This window comes from Elioraea sp. Yellowstone (assembly GCF_006704265.1).
Taxonomy (GTDB): domain Bacteria; phylum Pseudomonadota; class Alphaproteobacteria; order Acetobacterales; family Acetobacteraceae; genus Elioraea.
In genome coordinates this window covers 1-4,928 of record NZ_VIKA01000200.1, presented here as the reverse complement: position 1 = coordinate 4,928, position 4,928 = coordinate 1, and the positions used below count along the sequence as shown (strand labels likewise).

Annotated in this window: 4 protein-coding genes and 1 pseudogene; 1 reads left to right on the top strand and 4 read right to left on the bottom strand. The window is 69.1% G+C overall.

Features of this window, described 5'->3' with window-relative positions; genetic code table 11:
* The 4 genes and pseudogenes from FK498_RS19800 to FK498_RS17350 form a co-directional block, all read right to left on the bottom strand.
* Positions 1-85, bottom strand: a pseudogene (locus FK498_RS19800) (IS5/IS1182 family transposase); the annotation flags it as partial.
* A gap of 103 nt (positions 86-188) precedes the next feature.
* Positions 189-2,543: an ATP-dependent Clp protease ATP-binding subunit ClpA gene (gene clpA / locus FK498_RS17360; RefSeq protein ID WP_141856778.1), complete on the bottom strand. Its 2,355-nt coding sequence runs from the start codon at positions 2,541-2,543 to the stop codon at positions 189-191.
* 123 nt (positions 2,544-2,666) lie between these two features.
* Positions 2,667-2,999, bottom strand: a complete 333-nt coding sequence (gene clpS / locus FK498_RS17355) for an ATP-dependent Clp protease adapter ClpS (RefSeq protein ID WP_141856776.1) — start codon at positions 2,997-2,999, stop codon at positions 2,667-2,669.
* Positions 3,000-3,206: 207 nt separating this feature from the next.
* Complete coding sequence (locus FK498_RS17350) at positions 3,207-3,692, bottom strand: phasin family protein (protein ID WP_141856774.1); 486 nt, start codon at positions 3,690-3,692, stop codon at positions 3,207-3,209.
* Positions 3,693-3,933: 241 nt separating this feature from the next.
* On the opposite strand from FK498_RS17350, the gene FK498_RS17345 reads away from it, so the two are divergent.
* A partial coding sequence (locus FK498_RS17345; protein WP_237560999.1) for a D-alanyl-D-alanine carboxypeptidase family protein occupies positions 3,934-4,928 on the top strand: 995 nt, incomplete at its 3' end.

The window sequence follows — 4,928 nt, the reverse complement described above, 5'->3', positions numbered from 1 at the left end:
GGATGCCCCACTCGGCATCCGTCACGTCGCTCGCGTAGCGAAGGCCCGCACGGCTATGCTGCGCCCGGGTGGTTACGCTCCACATGGGTTGCGAATCCAGCTCGGTCTCGACAACCCGTTGGAATCACAACCCGCCGTGACCACCCAACCCTCGTTCCGACCGCATTCCGAAACAGCCTCTGAGATGACTACTCCACCGCCTCCGGCGCGCGCTCCTCGTCGCCCTCGCCCACTTCGCCCTCGGGCTTCGGCAGCGCGGCCACCGGCACCTCGACATAGGTGAAGGTCAGCGTCCTGCTCTCGTCATCGACGCCGACGCGCACCGCCCCGCCCTTGGCCAGCTTGCCGAACAGCAGCTCCTCGGCGAGCGGCTTCTTGATGTGCTCCTGGATCACGCGCGCGAGCGGACGGGCGCCGTAGAGCGGATCATAGCCCTTCTCGGCCAGCCACAGCCGCGCCGCGTCGGTAAGCTCGATCGTCACGTTGCGGTCGGCCAATTGCGCCTCGAGCTGCATCACGAACTTGTCCACCACCCGACCGACGATCTCCGGCGTCAGCCCGGCGAAGGGGATGATGGCATCGAGCCGGTTGCGGAACTCGGGCGTGAACAAGCGCTTGATCGCCTCCTCGTCCTCGCCCACTCGCGCCTGCCGCTCGAAGCCGATCGCCGGCTTGGCCATGTCGGAGGCCCCCGCGTTCGTCGTCATGATCAGGATGACGTTGCGGAAATCGACCTGCTTGCCGTTGTGGTCGGTCAGCTTGCCGTGGTCCATCACCTGCAGCAGGATGTTGAACAGGTCCGGGTGCGCCTTCTCGATCTCGTCCAGCAGCAGCACGCAGTGCGGGTTCTGGTCGATCGCGTCCGTCAGCAGCCCGCCCTGGTCGAAGCCGACATAGCCCGGCGGCGCGCCGATCAGGCGGCTGACGCTGTGCCGCTCCATGTACTCGGACATGTCGAAGCGCGTCAGCGCGATGCCGAGCGTCTTGGCGAGCTGCTTGGCCACCTCGGTCTTGCCGACACCCGTGGGACCCGAGAAGAGGTAGCAGCCGATCGGCTTCTCGCCGTCGCGCAAGCCCGCGCGCGCGAGCTTGATCGCCGCCGAGAGCGCCTCGATCGCGGCATCCTGGCCGAACACCATCGCCTTGAGGTCGCGTTCGAGGTTCTTCAGCGTCTCCTTGTCGTCGGCACTCACGGACTTGGGCGGGATGCGCGCGATCTTGGCGACGATCTCCTCGACATCCTTCACGGTGACGGTCTTGCGGCGCTTGTTCTCGGGCAGCAGCATGCGCGAGGCGCCGACCTCGTCGATCACGTCGATCGCCTTGTCGGGCAGCTTGCGGTCGTGGATGTAGCGCGCCGAGAGCTCGACGGCCGCCTTGATCGCCTCGTCGGTGTAACGGACCTTGTGGTGCTTCTCGTAGTTCGCCTTCAGCCCCTTGAGGATCTTGATCGAGTCGTCCAGCGTGGGTTCGGCGACGTCGATCTTCTGGAACCGGCGCACGAGCGCCCGGTCCTTCTCGAAGTAGTTGCGGTATTCCTTGTATGTGGTCGAGCCGATGCAGCGCAGCGTGCCGGAGGCGAGGGCGGGCTTGAGCAGGTTCGAGGCGTCCATCGCCCCGCCCGAGGTGGCGCCGGCGCCGATCACGGTGTGGATCTCGTCGATGAACAGGATCGCGCCTGGCTGGGCCTCGAGCTCCGATACCACCGCCTTCAGCCGCTCCTCGAAGTCGCCGCGGTAGCGTGTGCCGGCGAGCAGCGCCCCCATGTCGAGCGCGTAGATGGTGCAGCGCGCCAGCACCTCCGGCACGTCGCCCTCGACGATGCGCTTGGCGAGGCCCTCGGCGATCGCGGTCTTGCCCACGCCCGGGTCGCCCACATAGAGCGGGTTGTTCTTGGTGCGGCGGCAGAGGATCTGGATCGTGCGCTCGACCTCGGTCTCGCGGCCGATCAGCGGGTCGATCTTGCCCTGCGCCGCCTTGCGGTTGAGGTTGATGCAGTAGTTCGCGAGCGCCTCCTGGCCGCGGCGGGACTGCTTCTCCTCGCGCCCGCCCTCGCCGTCCTCGGTCCCGGAGGGGGTTCCCTGCACCGGGCGCTTCTCGGCCCGGCCGGGAACCTTGGCGATGCCGTGGCTGATGTAATTGACGGCATCGAGCCGGCTCATGTCCTGCTGCTGGAGGAAGTAGACGGCGTGGCTCTCGCGCTCGCTGAACAGCGCGACCAGGACGTTGGCGCCGGTCACCTCGTCGCGGCCGGAGGACTGCACGTGGATCGCGGCGCGCTGGACGACGCGCTGGAACCCGGCGGTGGGCTTCGGGTCGCCCGCCCGGTCGGTCACCAGACCGGCGAGGTCCTTGTCGAGGAACTCGGTGAGGTCGCGGCGCAGCTTCTCGATGTCGACGGCACAGGCCTTCAGCACCCCGGCGGCGTCGCTGTCCTCCACCAGGCTGAGCAGGAGATGCTCGAGCGTGGCGTACTCGTGCCGTCGCTCGGACGCCAGCCCGAGGGCACGGTGCAGCGTCTGCTCAAGGTTGCGGGACAGCATCCGTCAGCCCTCCTTCCGCGGCACCGCGCGCCTGCCGCCACGGCCGGCACGCGGCATTCCGCGCCGCGGCATCATGCCGCATGATGGGTAAGGAAATGGTATGGCTTGGCGGGCGCAGAAGGATCACTCCTTCTCGATTGTGCATTGCAGCGGATGCTGGTGCTGGCGCGCCAGATCCATCACCTGGGTCACCTTGGTCTCGGCGACCTCGTAGGTGTAGACGCCGCACACGCCGACCCCGCGGCGATGCACGTGCAGCATGATCCGGGTGGCCTCCTCGCGGGACTTGTTGAAGAAGCGCTCCAGCACGTGCACGACGAACTCCATCGGGGTGTAGTCGTCGTTCAGCATCAGCACCTTGTACATGCTGGGCTTGCGCGTCTTTGGCCGGGCCTTGATGACGACGCCGGTGGTGGGGTTGTCCCCGTTGTTGCCGCGCTTGTCGTTCTCGCTCATCGCCCCGGTGATCGCATTCCTGATGCGCCGCGGCGCGGCGCCATGGGGGCATGATATCGGATGGCGAGGCGCGGCGGAAAGGCCCGCGCGCCCGTGCGGCGCGCGGGATGCGCATGCGCGAAGGGCCCGGCCGCCTGCGCGGACCGGGCCCTCCCTCTCGACGCGCCGCCCGGGCGGGCGACGGCGTGCATCCGCGTGGCGCTGCGCTCAGGCAGCGAGCGGCTTGCCGAAGCTCGCGACCGTCACGTTCACACGCTCGGCCACCGGGGCGAAGGCCCGCTCGGCGAGCTTGGTGCCCTGCTCCGAGAGCTTGGTCGTCTCGGCGACGAACTTCTCGAACACGGCCTTGGCGAAGCCGGTCTGCAGCTCGACCGCCTCGCGCACGCTCTTCACGGCCGCGAGCGCGCGGGCATTGGCGATGCCCTCCTCGAACGCGGCCTGGTTGGCGGCGAGGGCGGCCTTGGCCAGCTCCTGCACGCCCTCGGCCCAGATCGTCGAGCTCTTGATCAGCGCCTCGACATGGCCCTTGCCGAGCTCGAAGGCCTGCTCGAGGCCCTTCTGGGCGACGGCGGCGTGCTTGGCGGCCTCGTCGAACTGGGCCTTGAACGCGGCCTGCGCCTGCTCGAAGCCGTTCTGCGCCGCCTCGGCGGCGGTGTCGACGACGGTGGCGGTCGCCTTGGTCCTGGTGGTCATGGGTGGGTCCTCTTTCGCATCACAGTGGGAACATGATGCTGCGGTGCAGCATGAGGGTTAGATGGCGCACACGTGGCGATGCGTCAAGAAGAATGTTGCACCGCAACATGACCGGCATTCCGGCCGGATGCACCGGCGACCGGCGCGTATCCTTAAGTATCTCTTTACAACCCATTGCCTTTACGCGATTTCCTGTGGACAGGGGGCCCCAGGACGCCTAGCCTTCCCAGGCATGGCCGGGGTGCGACTCGGCCGAACCATAAGGATCGCCCATGTCCTGCTCCTGCCGCGCCTGACCCCGATGCGGATCCCGAGCCTGCGTGCCGCCGTCCTCGGCCTCGTCCTCGCCCTCTCCGCCGCCGCGCCCGCCTCGGCGCAGATCGGCTCCGACCGCTATGCCGCGATCGTCGTCGAGGCCGCCACCGGCCGCGTGCTGTTCGCCCACGACGCCGACGCGCGGCGCCATCCCGCGAGCCTGACCAAGATGATGACCGCCTACATGGTGTTCGAGGCGGTACGGGACGGGCGCGCACGCTGGTCGACGCCGGTGACGATGTCGGCGCACGCCGCCGCGCGCCCGCCCTCCAAGCTCGGCCTGCCGGCGGGAAGCCGCATCACGCTCGAACAGGCGCTGCTCGCCATCGTCACCCGCTCCGCCAACGATGCCGCCGCGGCGATCGCCGAGACGCTCGGCGGCAGCGAGCAGAACTTCGCCCGGTTGATGACGCTGAAGGCGCGCCAGCTCGGCATGCGCGACACCGTGTTCCGCAACGCCTCGGGCCTGCCGGATCCGGCGCAGGTCACCACCGCGCGCGACATGGCGACCCTCGGCATCCGCCTGCTGCGCGACTTCCCGGCCGAGTACCGCTACTTCTCCACCGACTCCTTCCGCCTGCGCGGGCAGCTGCACCGCAACCACAATCGCCTGCTCGCCTCCTACGACGGTGCCGACGGCATCAAGACCGGCTACATCCGCGCCTCCGGCTTCAACCTGGTCGCCTCCGCGGTGCGCGACGGGCGTCGCCTGGTCGGCGTCGTGCTGGGCGGCGCCTCCGCGGCCGAGCGCGACCGGCACATGGCCGAACTGCTTGACCAGGGCTTCCGCGGCTCGGAACTGCGCACCGCCTCGGCCGGCCCGCCGATCCGCCTGGTCGCGCGCGCCGCTGCCGCCGTGCCGGCACACGCCGCCGTCGGCTGGGCCGTGCAGGTGGGCGCGTTCCGCGACCGCCCTGGCGC

Bases quoted from the DNA above. Each gene is read 5' to 3' on its own strand.
- clpA (WP_141856778.1), bottom strand. From the start codon at position 2,543: ATGCTGTCCCGCAACCTTGAGCAGACGCTGCACCGTGCCCTCGGGCTG.
- clpS (WP_141856776.1), bottom strand. From the start codon at position 2,999: ATGAGCGAGAACGACAAGCGCGGCAACAACGGGGACAACCCCACCACC.
- FK498_RS17350 (WP_141856774.1), bottom strand. From the start codon at position 3,692: ATGACCACCAGGACCAAGGCGACCGCCACCGTCGTCGACACCGCCGCC.